General features: G+C 63.8%; 11 protein-coding genes. 8 read left to right on the top strand and 3 right to left on the bottom strand.

The genetic code is table 11. The features are described from left to right. Positions 1-509 precede the first annotated feature (509 nt). The 4 genes from FLQ44_RS17625 to ylqF all read left to right on the top strand — a co-directional run bounded on the left by FLQ44_RS17625 (position 510) and on the right by ylqF (position 2,588). Positions 510-986 carry a hypothetical protein gene (locus FLQ44_RS17625; protein WP_147695450.1) on the top strand — a complete coding sequence of 159 codons (477 nt, stop codon included), beginning with the start codon at positions 510-512 and terminating at the stop codon, positions 984-986. Positions 987-1,013: 27 nt separating this feature from the next. Then, positions 1,014-1,367 (top strand): DUF4870 family protein, encoded by a 354-nt coding sequence (locus tag FLQ44_RS17620; protein WP_147695449.1) that lies wholly within the window; start codon positions 1,014-1,016, stop codon positions 1,365-1,367. 69 nt (positions 1,368-1,436) lie between these two features. Beyond that, complete coding sequence (locus FLQ44_RS17615) at positions 1,437-1,649, top strand: DUF3820 family protein (RefSeq protein WP_017509690.1); 213 nt, start codon at positions 1,437-1,439, stop codon at positions 1,647-1,649. A gap of 3 nt (positions 1,650-1,652) precedes the next feature. Further along, on the top strand, positions 1,653-2,588 hold the full coding sequence (ylqF, locus tag FLQ44_RS17610) for a ribosome biogenesis GTPase YlqF (protein WP_147695448.1): 936 nt from the start codon (positions 1,653-1,655) through the stop codon (positions 2,586-2,588). A gap of 42 nt (positions 2,589-2,630) precedes the next feature. Here ylqF and FLQ44_RS17605 read toward each other — a convergent pair whose 3' ends face one another. From FLQ44_RS17605 to FLQ44_RS17595, 3 genes are read right to left on the bottom strand one after another with little or no spacing between them, the layout of a single operon-like run. Further along, a complete protein-coding gene (locus FLQ44_RS17605) occupies positions 2,631-3,308 on the bottom strand; it encodes an HAD family hydrolase (protein ID WP_240801327.1) in 678 nt (225 codons plus the stop codon). 1 nt (position 3,309) lies between these two features. Then, positions 3,310-3,741 carry a Holliday junction resolvase RuvX gene (ruvX, locus tag FLQ44_RS17600; protein WP_147695446.1) on the bottom strand — a complete coding sequence of 144 codons (432 nt, stop codon included), beginning with the start codon at positions 3,739-3,741 and terminating at the stop codon, positions 3,310-3,312. Further along, positions 3,734-4,294, bottom strand: coding sequence for a YqgE/AlgH family protein (locus FLQ44_RS17595; protein WP_147689057.1), 561 nt, complete (start codon positions 4,292-4,294; stop codon positions 3,734-3,736). The genes ruvX and FLQ44_RS17595 overlap by 8 nt, the downstream gene beginning before the upstream one ends. Positions 4,295-4,433: 139 nt before the next feature. Here FLQ44_RS17595 and smc point away from each other — a divergent pair, with 139 nt between their 5' ends. From smc to ligA, 4 genes are all read left to right on the top strand, one after another. Further along, positions 4,434-7,916 (top strand): chromosome segregation protein SMC, encoded by a 3,483-nt coding sequence (gene smc, locus FLQ44_RS17590; protein WP_147695445.1) that lies wholly within the window; start codon positions 4,434-4,436, stop codon positions 7,914-7,916. Positions 7,917-7,920: 4 nt separating this feature from the next. Then, a complete protein-coding gene (locus FLQ44_RS17585; protein ID WP_147695444.1) occupies positions 7,921-8,601 on the top strand; it encodes an energy transducer TonB in 681 nt (226 codons plus the stop codon). Between the two features lie 99 nt (positions 8,602-8,700). Continuing rightward, positions 8,701-9,843: a cell division protein ZipA C-terminal FtsZ-binding domain-containing protein gene (locus FLQ44_RS17580; RefSeq protein WP_147695443.1), complete on the top strand. Its 1,143-nt coding sequence runs from the start codon at positions 8,701-8,703 to the stop codon at positions 9,841-9,843. Between the two features lie 75 nt (positions 9,844-9,918). Further along, positions 9,919-12,348 carry an NAD-dependent DNA ligase LigA gene (gene ligA / locus FLQ44_RS17575; protein ID WP_147695442.1) on the top strand — a complete coding sequence of 810 codons (2,430 nt, stop codon included), beginning with the start codon at positions 9,919-9,921 and terminating at the stop codon, positions 12,346-12,348. Positions 12,349-12,350: the final 2 nt, after the last annotated feature.

Here is a 12,350-nt window from a genome sequence, read left to right as displayed (position 1 = left end):
GATACCTGTGTGAAAGTAGGACACCGCCAGACGCCCGATACCGAAGCCCAGCTCAGACGAGCTGGGCTTTGTGCTGTGTGGCGCCGGAAACCCGAGCCCCTGCGGCCAAGGTTGGCCGTATTGATGTGAAAAGCCCGCGCAAGCGGGCTTTGTTGTTGGTGCGTGCGGTGTCGCATCTCCCCGCCGGCCTGCGGCCGGCCCCCGGATGCGCCTGCGGCCAACCTTGGCTGGCATTTGTGCTTGACGTTACGGCTGGCAGCAGGCAATATCGATAGCACTATGGCTCAGACAACCCTCTTTGTTTCCCACGCTTATTATTATGGTTACCGCACTTATCTGGCGGCACCAGGGAAACTTGTGGTCTGAATTCTGACCCTCACTATTTCGAACAATGCCGCCGTAATTGGCGGCATTGTCTTTTGGGGCAAGGTTTTTCAGTTACGGTGGTGCGGAGCCTGAAGATGGAAAATGCACTGCCCTGGATTGAGTCTTTCTCGTGCACACTGCCTGTGCAATCCTTACATATCATTACCGATGTCGAGCAGGGTGCAACCTTGCCTGCACACGAGTTGACCGCCTGCTGTCACGATGCGGGTGGGCGCTTGGTGGTATCGGAAGCCTTGTTTCCCGAGGTGCGTACCCTGGCGCATATCCTGGCGCAAGGCAGTAGCCCATGCCGGGAGGACTGGTTGGCCGCGCGTGTTGTCGTATTCCGCTTGAATCATCTGGCCCTGAGTTTGTCCGAGCTGGGTATGATGGACGTGCTTAACCAGAAGCTGGCGTGGCTGTCGGTATTCTTGCAGCGGGAGCTGCCACAGCTGCGTTCATTTGCGCTGCAGGGGGCTTTGCCAGGAACGTTGTGCCAGGGTAGTACCCCGATGTTGCTGCGCAAGCAGGGCTCGGTGGTGGCGCAGTCTCTTGCGCTGCGCGAGCAGCTACGCCCGTGGCTGGTAGCGCTGACCCAAGCGTGGCAGGCGCAGTTCTGACCTGCCTGATCGATAACAGGAGGTGTTATGCAAGACGGTACCGTAGAGCGCATACCGCGCCAGGATGATGCAATTCGTAAACTGACCATGGTGGTGTATATCCTGCAGATCGTGAATCTGTTTGGTGTGCCCGGGGCGGTAGTCGGGGTAATCATCAATTATGTGAAGCGTGATGATGCACGCGACACGCTATGGGATAGCCACTTCAACTGGCAGATCCGTACTTTCTGGTGGGCCTTGCTGGGCGCTGCCATCTCTTACCCGCTGATTATCTTGTTTGGCTTGGGCTTTTTGACCGGGGCCTTGGTGTGGTGCTGGTATGTTTACCGCATCGTGCGCGGTTTTCTGGCCTTCAACGATGGCAAGCCACTGCCGCCGTAAGCACGATTGCCCGTGCGTAGTGGGGCAAAATTTGGCACAATGCGCGCCTTCCCTTTGATTTAAAAGAAGATGGACGCTCACCTGCTGCAGCTGCTGGTCACCCGGGTCATGCCGTATGGCAAATATAAAGGCCGCCTGATTGCCGACCTGCCTGGCCACTACCTGAACTGGTTTGCCCGCGAAGGCTTCCCGCCTGGCGAGATCGGCCGCCTGCTGGCGCTGATGCACGAGCTGGACCACAACGGCCTGTCTTCTTTGCTCGACCCACTACGAAAGCGATAATACATGGCCATTCAATGGTTCCCCGGTCACATGAACAAAGCCAAGAAGGAGCTCGAAGAGCGCCTTGGCAGTATCGACGTGGTGATCGAGATGCTGGACGCACGCCTGCCTGGCTCCAGTGCCAACCCGATGATTGCCCGCCTGGCGCGTGGCAAGCCGGCCCTGAAGGTGCTGAACAAGCAAGACCTGGCCGACCCGAAAGTGACCGAACAGTGGCTGAACTGGTACCGCAAAATGCCGGGTACCCGCGCCATCGGCCTGGACGCCTCGGACGCCGCCCCGGCGCAGAAGCTGGTAGCCGCCTGCCGCGAGCTGGCCCCTGGCCGCAATAGCGTGGACAAACCGCTGCGCGTGGTGATTTGCGGTATCCCGAACGTGGGTAAATCTACGCTGATCAACAGTATTACCGGCCGCCGTATCGCCAAAACCGGTAACGAGCCGGGTATTACCAAAGGCCAGCAGCGCATCATGCTGGCAGACGATATCGAGCTATTCGATACCCCCGGCATGCTGTGGCCCAAGATCATCGTGCCGCAAGGTGGCTACAACCTGGCCGCTAGCGGCGCCGTTGGCCGCAATGCGCTGGACGAAGAAGAAGTGGCACTGGAGCTGCTGCTGATCCTGATGAAGCACTACGCCCCGCAGCTGGACGAGCGCTACAAGATTGGCGAGATTGACGGCCTGCAAGACTGGCAGGTGCTGGAGCTGGTCGGCAAAAAACGTGGTGCGGTACTGCCGGGTGGCCGTATCAATATCCAGAAAGCGTCCGAAATCGTGCTGACAGACTTCCGCGCAGGTGCGACCGGCCGTATTTCGCTGGAGCTGCCGGAAGAATGGATTGCGTGGGAAAAAGCCGCCAAAGAGCACGAAGTGCTGCGTGCTGCGCAAAAAGAGAATGCACGCCTGGAGCGTGAAGAAAAGAAAAAAGGCACTCGCTAAGGCGGATGCCGGTACAGCAAAGGCGGCCTTGGCCGCCTTTTTTCATGCTTGCGCTGCACCCTGCTGCCAACCTTGGCCCAGCAAGGGCAATACATCCAGCAAGCTGCCACCCGCACGCTGGCGGTCTACGTGAAAATGCGGCAGCCCCAGTGCCGCTGCGGCGCCGATATCGCGTACCGGGTCATCGCCTATCACCATGCACTGTTGTAGCGGCACGCCGGCCAGTGCGGCGGCAGCTTCAAAAATGGCGGCATCCGGCTTGGCGTGCCCACAGTTTTGCGGGGTGAGCAGGTGCGGGAAGTGCGCGTCCAGCCCGGTGAGGGCCAGCTTGCGCTGCTGGATGTCGAGGTGGCCGTTGCTCACCAGGACGCGTGGTAAATGTGCGGTGGCGGCGACAAAGGCGGCGGTATCGTCAAATGCCTTCCAGTTGCTGCGATAGCCGGCAATGTAGGGTTCGAAGGCTTGTGTGGCTTCGTTCTCGGACAGCTCGCGCTGGAACAGGCCGCGCAGACGGGCGTGGCGCTGCTCGATGATGCTGCATTCGCCGCGTTCGAAGCGTAGCCAGTGCTGCTGCGTGAGGGTGTGCCAGCGTTGGCAGGCGTCGTCCAGCGTATAGGGCAGCTGGTGCGCGGCCAGCAGGGCGGCCACGCCGTGGCGCGTGGCGTGGGCATCGTCCAGCAGGGTGTCGTCGATGTCGATCAGCAGGGCGGCGATGCGCATATCAGGCAATGGGCTCGCCGGGCTGCTCGAACCAGCCCATCAGGATGGCCTGGGCGGCCACCTGGTCCAGCATCTCTTTCTGGCGGCGGCCATACACGCCGGCGTCTTCCAGCAGGCCTTCGGCAATCACCGAGGTCAGGCGCTCGTCCACCAGCCATACCGGCAGGCCGTAGCGGCCGTGCAGGCGCTGGGCAAACTTGCGGCACAGCGCGCTGACAGCGTGTTCCTGGCCATCCATATGCATCGGCAGGCCCACCACAAAGCCGGTGGCTTGCCATTCGTCTATCAGCTTGGCGATGGCGGCAAAGCGCACGTCGTTGACCTCGCTGTGGATGGTTTGCAGCGGGGTGGCAATGCCTAGCTGTGGCTCGCCCAGTGCCACACCAATGCGCTTTTCGCCAAAATCAAAGCCCAGCACGGTGCCCTTATGCATGGCCGGATACGCTGGATAGCAGCGCCGGGTCGAAGCCCAGCAGCTTGATGGCGCAGGTGTAGCGTTCTTCTACCGGGGTGTCGAAGATCACCCAGTCTTCCGCTGCGACGGTGAGCCAGCTATTGGCGGCGATTTCTTCTTCCAGCTGGCCTTTTTCCCAGCCGGCGTAACCCAGGCTGATCTGCAGCTTGTCCGGGCCGCGGCCATCGGCCACCGCCGCCAGAATGTCTTTGGAGGTGCTCAGCGCCAGGTCGTCGGTGATGGTGAGGGTGGACTGCCAGTTGCCGATAGGCTTGTGCAGCACAAAGCCACGGTCTGGCTGTACCGGGCCGCCAAAGAATACCGGCGTGGTGTTGGTGTCGTCGTTGGTCAGCGGCAGGTCGATCTGCTCCAGCAGCTGCGCCAGCACGATGCCGGAAGGCTTATTGATAATCACCCCCATGGCGCCTTGTTCGCCGTGCTCGCAAAGGTACACGATGCTTTTGGCAAACAGCGGGTCGGCCATATCGGGCATGGCAATCAAGAAATGATGGGCAAGAGATAGCGTTTCCATAGGCGCATTATGGCAACCAATGTCATGGCCGGCAAAGGTTGGCCGCAGTTTCTTTTTATTGCTGGCAGATTGCTTTGGCGCACGGTGCGTGCGGGCGGGTAAAATGCCCGGCTGATTCAACCGTTTGTGGACTTGCCCCTTGCGCCTTACCCATATCAAGCTTGCCGGCTTCAAATCGTTTGTCGACCCCACCAGCATTGCCGTGCCCGGCCAACTGGTCGCGGTAATCGGCCCCAATGGCTGCGGCAAATCCAATGTGATCGACGCCGTGCGCTGGGTGCTGGGCGAGTCTAGCGCCAAGCAGCTGCGTGGCGAGTCCATGCAAGACGTGATTTTCAACGGCTCCAGCACGCGCAAGCCGGTATCGCGTGCCTCGGTCGAGCTGGTATTCGATAACGCCGACGGCCAGCTTACCGGCCCCTGGGGGCAGTACGCCGAGGTGTCCATCAAGCGCGTCCTCACGCGCCAGGGCGAGTCCAGCTACTACATCAACAACCAGCAGGTACGCCGCCGCGACATTACCGACCTGTTTCTGGGCACCGGCGTGGGTGCGCGTGGCTACGCGGTGATCGAGCAGGGCATGATCTCGCGCATTATCGAGGCGCGCCCGGAAGAGCTGCGCGCCTATCTGGAAGAGGCCGCCGGTGTCTCCAAGTACAAAGAGCGCCGCCGCGAAACCGAAAACCGCCTGGCCGATACCCGCGACAACCTGACCCGTATCGAAGACCTCAAGCTGGAGCTGGGCCGCCAGGTAGAGCGCCTGAGCGAGCAAGCCGAAGTGGCGGCCAACTACCAGGACATGCGCGGTGCGCTCACCTTCAAGCAAAACCTGCTGGCGCTGGCGCGGCGCGAAGAAGCCGCCCGCATCGAAGCCACCGCCCGTGGCGAGCTGGCGCGCATCGAAACCGAAGAAACCGCGCTGGAAGCCGCCCACACCCACCTGGAAACCGAGCTGGAAACCGTGCGCGAAACGCACTACGCCGCCAGCGACGCCGTACACGAAGCGCAGCAGGCGCTGTTTGAAGCCAATGCCAACCTGGCACGGCTGGAAGAGCAGCAGCGCCACCGCCTGCAAAGCCGCGAACGGCTGGAGCGCGAGCTCGCCAGCGCCCGCAACGAGCGCCAGCAGCTAGCCGAGCACAAAGCCCAGGTAGAAGACGAGCTGGACGACTGGCTGCCCCGCCGCGAAGAAGCGCAGATGCGCATGGAAGAGGCGCAAATGGGGCTGGAAGACGGCGCCGACAGCCTGCCATCGGCCGAGGCCGCCTTCCGCGTAGCCGACCAGCGCCTGGCGCAGATGACCGCGCAAATCGCCAACCTTACCCGCGAGCGCGACCTGGCGCGGCAGCAGGGCGAGCACCTGCGCCGCAGCATCGACCAGCTGGCCGGGCGCGAACACGCCCTGCAGCGCGAGCTGCAAGACCTGAACCTGCCAGAGCACGCCGTACTGGACGCCGCCCGCGCCGAGGCCGACAAAGCCCGCAGTGCACTGGATGCCGTGCGCGCCAGGTTGGCCGCAGACGAAGCCAAGCAGGCCGACCTGTCTGCCGAGCGCGAGCAGCTGGACAAAACCCTCAACGCCCTGCACAGCGACGCCGCCCGCGCCGAAGCCGAAATGGCCGCGCTGGACGCCGTGCTGGCGCGCGAAGCAGCCGGGGAACAGCTGGCTGGCTGGCTGGCCAGCCAGCAGCTGGCTGATGCACCGGCGCTATGGCAAAGCCTGCAGGTAGACGACGCCTGGCGCACTGCAGTCGAAGTGGTGCTGGGTGAGCGTCTGGCTGCCCGCGCAGGCCAGGCCGGCGATGCCGTGCCGCCCGCCCCGCTGGCGCTAGTAGATGCTGCAGGCGTTGCCGAGTCGACGACCGGGCCGCGCCCGGCCCTGCTACAGCAACTGACGGTAGACGCTGCCTTTGCCGGCGCGCTGGCCGACTGGCTGGCCGGCGTCTACTGTGCGGCCAACCTGGACGACGCCATGGCCCGCCGCGCCGAGCTGGCCGCCGGCGAGTGCTGGGTCACGCCGCAAGGCCACCGCGTTAGCCGCCATGCCGTGCATTTTCATGCTGCACAAGCTGGTGACGGCATGATGGCACGCAAGGCAGCGCGTGATGCTGCTGCAGAGCGGCTATCCGCCTTGCAGCCGCAGCAGCACGACGCGCAGCGCCGCCGCGATAGCGTGGTCTCCATGCTGGGTATGCTGGCCGAAGCCATCCGCGCACAAAAATCGGCCGTGTCGCGGCTGGAGGCGGAGCTGAACGCCGCCACGCTGGAGCACGTCAAGCTGGACCAGGCGGCCCGGCAGGGCGCCGCCCGCCTGGCCGCCATCCACGCCGAACAGCAGCGCCTGCAAGACGAGCGCAGCACCGCGCAAGACACCATTGCCGACGCCGAGCTGCTGGCCGAAGAAAACGCCATGCAGCTGGAAGAGTTGGCCGAGCAGCTGGAAGACGCCCGCTTGGCACGGCTGAACGCCGAAACCGGCCTGGAGCTGGCGCGTAACAAAACCCGCGACGCCGAGCGCCAGCTGCACGAAATCAAGCTGGCCCAGCACACCGCCGAGCAAAAAGTGGCCGAGCTGGCGCGCCGCGCGCGCGAGCTGGCCGAACGCGACCAGCAGCTGCAAGAGCGGCTGGAAACGCTGGTGATGGAAGCCGAGACAGTGGAAGAGGCCGCGCCGGACGACGTGCTGCAAGAAGCGCTGGCCGTGCGCGAAACGCGCGAGCACAGCCTGTCCGCCACCCGCGACCAGCTGAATGCCCTGACCGAAGCCCTGCGCCAGTACACGCAGCGGCAGCAGGAAATCAACGCTGCCTTGCCGGCGCTGCGCGAAGCGCGCTCGGACTGGCTGCTGAAGCATCAGGAAGCGCGGCTCAACGTAGAGCGCTTCGACGAAGAGCTGAAAACCGCCGAGGCAGACGAGGCGGCGCTGCTGCCGCACCTCACCGACGCGGTCAAACCCAATGCGCTGGCCGCCGAGATCGCCCGGCTGGCGCGCGCCATCGATGGCCTGGGGGCAGTGAACCTGGCCGCGCTGCAAGAGCTGGAAGAAGCGCAAAAACGGGGCGACTATCTGGCCAGCCAGACCGACGACCTGATGCAGGCCATGGCCACGCTGGAAGAAGCCATTGCCAAAATCGATGGCGAAACCCGCGACATGCTGCAAGCCACCTACGACGCCGTTAACGCCAAGATGAGCGAGTTTTTCCCCACGCTGTTTGGCGGTGGCCGCGCCGAGCTGGTGCTGACGGGTGAAGACTTGCTGTCGGCGGGCATCCAGATCATTGCCCAGCCGCCGGGCAAGAAAAACAGCACCATCCACCTGTTATCCGGTGGCGAAAAAGCGCTTACCGCCATGAGCCTGGTGTTCTCGCTATTCAGCCTGAACCCGGCACCATTCTGCCTGCTGGACGAGGTAGACGCGCCGCTGGACGACGCCAATACCAGCCGCTTCTGCGACTTGGTGAAACAAATGGCCGCGCATACGCAGTTCCTGTACATCAGCCACAACCGCCTAACCATGGAAATGGCCGAGCAGCTGGTGGGCGTGACCATGCAGGAGCAAGGCTGCAGCCGCATCGTGGCGGTGGACATTGTCGAGGCGCTGAAAATGCGCGAAACGGCCTAAGGCCATGCGCCGCGCGCTGCTGGCCTCGCTACTGCTACATGCCGTACTGCTGTGCGGCCTGGCTGCCGCCTGGTCGCCGATGCCTGCTGTGGACGCACCGCTGCTGATCAGCCTGCAGCCAGCGCCCGTGTTGGCCGCAGCCGGCCAGCCTGTGGTGGCACACGGTACGTCAGCACCACGAAAACCCTCGGCAGCACAGCCGGGCAGGGCGATGCCGGTGCCGCCGGCAAAAGCGGCCAACCCTGCCGTGCCTGACAGTAATAAGCTGCCTATGCCGGCAGCCGTGCCTGCTGCGGCCAACCCGGTAGCGGCTGTGCCCGGTGTGCTGCTCGCTGCGGCACCCGCCACGCAAGCCGCGCCGAACACGGGCCGTGGCGTGGGCGAAACGGCTAGCCAGCAGGTGGCCAGCAGCCGCCCGGCCAGGGTGTTGCAGGCCCCGCGGCCCGATTACCCCGTCATCTCGCGCGATCTGGGCGAGCAAGGCGTGGTAATGTTGCGGCTGGCGATTGATGCTGATGGCACATTGCTACGCACCGAGCTGCAAAAAAGCAGCGGTTTTACCCGCCTTGACAGGGCGGCACGCGATGGCGTGACGCGCTGGCAGTTTCAGGCCGCGCAGGAAAACGGGCGCCCGGTGGCGGCCCAGCTGGTGTTGCCAGTGCGCTTTTCCCTTGACGAAAATTGAACAAAACGCTAAATGACGTACTGATTCACGCGCCGTACCCCCATGGGGGTTTGTTATAATACCGGTTCGGATAATGGCTGCTGCTGTGGAAAAAGCTCAATGAGCGAAATGAAAATAGGCATCTTGTTGCTGAGTGCATTGGTGGTAGCACTGGTATTCGGCTTCAATTTTTATCAGGAATGGCGCTTTCGCAAGAAGACTAGCCAGGCTTTCGCACGCCATCACGCCGACGTGCTGCTGGATGTGCCCAAGAACAATGTGCGCGATGGCCAGCAGGCTCGTCTGGAGCCGGTGCTGCTGGATGACGACGAAGACAGCGCCCCTGCCTACCTGAACGATATTCCGCCGCCCGCGCCGGTTGTGCGTGCGGCCCCGCCCGAGCCCGTGGCCCCGGTGGTGCCGGAAACCCCCGAGCTTGACGCCGCCGACCACCAGGCCCTGGTGGTATCGCTGCTGGACCCGTCGCTGGATTTTATTGCCGAGATAGCGTTTGCCCAGCCGCAGGCGCTGGGGCAGCTGCCGCGTTTTAACGTGGCCAAACGTGTGCAAGCCATTTTGCGTACCGAGCGCGGCCTGTGGAAACCGGCCGAAATCCTGCCCGGTACCCGCTACAAACAAGTGAACTTCGGCCTGCAGCTGGTAGACCGCGGCGGTGCGGTCACCGAGCAGGAGCTGGCCAGCTTCTGCCAGCAGGTCAGCCACTACGCCGAAAAGCTGGGTGCCCAGGTAAGCTTCCCGCAGCGCCAGCAAAAACTGGTATCGGCGCGCGAGCTGGACCGCTTTTGCGTGGATGTAGACGTGCTGATCGGTATCAATATCGTGGCCACCAGCCCCATTGCCGGTGCCCGCCTGCGCAGCGTGGCCGAAGCCGCCGGCCTGCAGCTGGAGCCGGATGGCCAGTTCCACTATCTGGCGGATTCCGGCAACACCCTGTTCTCGCTGGCGTCGGCCGACCAGACCCCGTTTACCCTTCATACCTTGCTGGACAAGCAGTTCCCGGCGCTGACACTCATGTTTGACGTGCCGCGTGTGGCTGGTGGCGTGGCAGTATTCGACCGCGCCGTACAGTTTGCCAAGCACCTGTCGCAAGAGTTTGGCGCCCAGCTGGTAGACGATAACCGCCGCGTACTCAGCGACCAGGGCCTGGCGCAGATCCGCGACCAGCTGATCCGCATCTACGGCAATATGGACGACCGTGGCATTGCGCCGGGTAGCGTGGCTGCCCTGCGGCTGTTTGCCTAAGTAGTAGAAGATAGATTATTTGTATTCCTAGCGTCGCCGGCATAAGCCGGCGAATTGCTTTTGGAAGGTATCCCAATGAACACTCAGATTCCTTTATGGCACCGCCAGCGTGCTCAAGAGCTGCAGGAACTCTTACAGAAATACAGCCATGAGTACTATGTACTTGATCGGCCATCAATTCCTGATGCAACTTATGATGCAATGTTTATCGAGTTGCAAGCGCTTGAGGAGAAGTACCCAGTACTGAAAACACCCGCCTCACCGACTCATCGTGTGGGCGGCGAGGCGCTGCCGGCTTTTGACAGCGTAACGCACGCGGTGCCCATGCTGTCGCTGGGCAATGCGTTTTCCGATATGCAGGCCGATGATTTTGCCGTGCGCCATGCCGAGCTGATTGCCTTCGACGAGCGGGTTGGCCGCGACCTGGCAGCGGCCAACCTGGCCTACGCCACCGAGCCCAAGTTTGACGGCCTGGCCATCAGCCTGCTGTACCGCGATGGCGAGCTGGTGCAGGCCGCCACCCGCGGCGACGGCAGCAGCGGCGAGAACGTGACCGCCAATATCCGCACCGTGCGCGCCATTCCGCTGCGCCTGCATGGCGATGCCGTGCCGTCTTTGCTGGAGGTGCGTGGCGAGGTGCTGATGCTCAAGCGCGACTTCGAGCGGCTTAACGAAGCCCAGCGCGAGCGCGGCGACAAACCCTTTGCCAACCCGCGTAACGCCGCCGCCGGCAGCCTGCGCCAGCTGGATTCGCGCATTACCGCACAGCGGCGGCTGTCGTTCTTTGCCTACGCCATCGCCCAGGTAGAAGGTACCGATTGGCCAGCCACGCACGATGCCGAAATGGACTGGCTGTCGGCACTGGGCTTTCCGGTGGTGCAAGCCGAGTTGCGGCCGGTGGTGCACGGCGCCCAGGGGCTGGCGGCCTACTACGAAAGCGTGCTGGCGCGCCGCGCCAGCCTGCCGTTCGAGATCGACGGCGTGGTGTACAAGCTGAACAGCCGCGCGCAGCAGGACCGCCTGGGCTTTGTGTCGCGCGCACCGCGCTGGGCCATCGCGCATAAATTTCCGGCCGAAGAAGCGCTCACCGTGGTGGAAGCCATCGAGGAGCAGGTTGGCCGCACCGGCGCCATCACGCCGGTGGCGCGGCTGCAGCCGGTGTTTGTCGGCGGCGTGACCGTAACCAACGCCACGCTGCACAACGAAGACGAAGTCCGGCGCAAGGACGTGCGCGTGGGCGATACCGTGATCGTGCGCCGTGCTGGTGATGTGATCCCCGAGGTGGTTGCCGTGGTGCCGGACAAGCGCCCGATGCGGCCAACCTTGGGCGGCGACCTGTTCAGCAGCAGCGAAGAGCCGATGTACGACGCCTACCGCCTGCCCACGCACTGCCCGGTATGCGGCAGCCACGTGGTGCGCGAAGAAGGCGAGGCCATTGCCCGCTGCAGCGGCGGCCTGGTGTGCAAGGCGCAACGCACGCAAGCCATCCAGCACTTTGCCGGGCGCCGCATGATGGACATCGACGGCCTGGGCGAGCGTTACATCGATAAATTGGTAGAGTTTGACTACGTGCGCAGCGTGGCCGACCTGTACCGGCTGACGCTGGCCGACCTGCTGGAGATGAAACGCCGCGCCGACGAGCAGGAAGGCATCACGCCGGAAACGGTGAAGGCGGGCAAGGTGGCCACCAAGTGGGCCGAGAATCTGATTGATGCCATCGCCGCCAGCAAGACGCCACCGCTGGCGCGCTGCCTGTTTGCCTTGGGCATCCGCCACGTGGGCGAATCTACCGCCAAAACCCTGGCCGACTGGCTGGGTTCTCTGGCGCATATCCGCCAGGCCCCGCGCGCGGTGCTGGCGGCGCTGCCGGATATCGGCGGCGTGGTGGCCGACGCCATTGCCGAATTTTTTGCCGAGGCGCAAAACGAAGCCGTGATCGACGCGCTGCTGGCGGCGGGGGTTACGCCCACTGGCCAGCAAGCACCCCGTGCCCAGCTGCACGACAAGCTGGCCGCGGCCAACCTGTACGCCCGCCTGGGTGTGCCGCGGCTGACCGAGGTGCGGGCGCAGCAGTTGGCCGCATTGCAGCCCGATATCGCCGCGCTGGCGGCCATGCCGCGTGTGGACGTCATCCAGCTGGCGCTGCCGGCCGAGGTGGTGAACGCGCTGGCCGACTGGCTGGACGTGGCGGCCAACCGTGCCGCGCTGCAGCAGCTGGCGGCATACCGCGAGGCCTTGCTGGCGCAGACGCCGGCCGAGGTGGCTGCCAAGCTGAATGAAGCCGTGGCCGGCAAGACTTTCGTGCTGACCGGTACGCTGCCCACCATGGGGCGCGACCAGGCCAAGGGGCTGGTGGAAGCGGCGGGGGGCAAGGTCAGCGGCAGCGTATCCAAGAAAACCCATTATGTGGTGGCGGGGGCAGAGGCGGGCAGCAAGCTGGACAAGGCGCTGGAGCTGGGGATTACCGTGCTGGACGAAGCCGGCTTGCTGGCATTGCTGGGGTAAAG

Origin of the sequence: Vogesella mureinivorans (assembly GCF_007644035.1) — a bacterium.
Classification (GTDB): Bacteria; Pseudomonadota; Gammaproteobacteria; order Burkholderiales; family Chromobacteriaceae; genus Vogesella; species Vogesella mureinivorans.
The sequence above is the reverse complement of the archived record's forward strand: the minus strand, read 5'-3'. Positions and strand labels throughout refer to the sequence as shown.

What these genes read in the sequence shown, in the direction of transcription:
- FLQ44_RS17605 (WP_240801327.1), bottom strand. Translation starts at nt 3,308, where the DNA reads ATGCGCATCGCCGCCCTGCTGATCGACATCGACGACACCCTGCTGGAC.
- FLQ44_RS17615 (WP_017509690.1), top strand. Translation starts at nt 1,437, where the DNA reads ATGGACGCTCACCTGCTGCAGCTGCTGGTCACCCGGGTCATGCCGTAT.
- ylqF (WP_147695448.1), top strand. Translation starts at nt 1,653, where the DNA reads ATGGCCATTCAATGGTTCCCCGGTCACATGAACAAAGCCAAGAAGGAG.
- FLQ44_RS17620 (WP_147695449.1), top strand. Translation starts at nt 1,014, where the DNA reads ATGCAAGACGGTACCGTAGAGCGCATACCGCGCCAGGATGATGCAATT.
- FLQ44_RS17585 (WP_147695444.1), top strand. Translation starts at nt 7,921, where the DNA reads ATGCGCCGCGCGCTGCTGGCCTCGCTACTGCTACATGCCGTACTGCTG.
- FLQ44_RS17580 (WP_147695443.1), top strand. Translation starts at nt 8,701, where the DNA reads ATGAGCGAAATGAAAATAGGCATCTTGTTGCTGAGTGCATTGGTGGTA.
- ligA (WP_147695442.1), top strand. Translation starts at nt 9,919, where the DNA reads ATGAACACTCAGATTCCTTTATGGCACCGCCAGCGTGCTCAAGAGCTG.
- ruvX (WP_147695446.1), bottom strand. Translation starts at nt 3,741, where the DNA reads ATGCATAAGGGCACCGTGCTGGGCTTTGATTTTGGCGAAAAGCGCATT.
- FLQ44_RS17595 (WP_147689057.1), bottom strand. Translation starts at nt 4,294, where the DNA reads ATGGAAACGCTATCTCTTGCCCATCATTTCTTGATTGCCATGCCCGAT.